Raw genomic sequence first — 763 nt, 5'->3', positions numbered from 1 at the left:
ATTCTGCTGCCCGCACTGTTCGCGGTCATGTTCATCGGGGTTCAGGCCGCGCTCTACCACCACGCCCGCGAGGTGGCGATCGCTGCCGCCCAGGAGGGGGCTCGCACAGCCGCAGGCGAGCACGGCACCGAAGCCGCCGGCACCACGGCCGCGACGTCATTCGTCGCCGATGCCGGCGGCGATGACGTCCTGGCCGATGCCACTGTCTCGACGAGCCGCTCCGCCGCCACCGCGGTCGTCATCGTGACCGGACGCAGCCTCAGCGTCGTTCCCGGCTGGAACCCCGTCGTACGGCAACGCGCCAGCATGCCAGTGGAGAGAGTGACGTCCCCGTGAGCTGGCCAATGGGACCGCCGGCCAGCAGGCGCGGCAGCGAGCGTGGATCCGCGTCGGTCGAGGCAGCGATTGCCGTGCCCGCATTCGCGCTGTTCGTGGGCCTGATCATCTTCGGTGGCCGTACGACCGTTGCGCACCAGGCGGTCGAGTCGGCGGCTGTCGACGCCGCACGATCCGCGTCGCTTGCACGAACCAGGTCGACCGCTGAGACCGCCGCTACCGCGGCCGCCACGAACAGCTTGGCGAATCAGGACGTGGCCTGCGTGAAGGTTACCGTCCACGTCGACACCGACGCTTTCACCGCAGCAGTAGGCCAGAACGCTGCTGTGCACGTCACCGTCGGTTGCCTGCTGGACCTTGAGGGTCTTGCTGTGCCGGGAGTACCAGGCAAGCGCACCATCGAGGCGAGCGCGAGCAGCTCTCTCGA

The 763-nt window shown here is 68.9% G+C and carries 2 protein-coding genes; both read left to right on the top strand.

Features of this window, described 5'->3' with window-relative positions; genetic code table 11:
* The coding region (locus K4G59_RS19755; RefSeq protein ID WP_231252774.1) for a TadE family protein at positions 1-336 on the top strand (336 nt) is incomplete at its 5' end.
* Between the two features lie 74 nt (positions 337-410).
* On the top strand, positions 411-763 hold a 353-nt coding region (locus K4G59_RS19750; protein WP_231252773.1), incomplete at its 3' end, for a pilus assembly protein.

Source organism: Nocardioides furvisabuli, from assembly GCF_021083185.1.
Lineage (GTDB): Bacteria > Actinomycetota > Actinomycetes > Propionibacteriales > Nocardioidaceae > Nocardioides > Nocardioides furvisabuli.
Note: the sequence above shows the minus strand (reverse complement) of the source record. Positions and strands in the feature narration are given on the sequence as shown.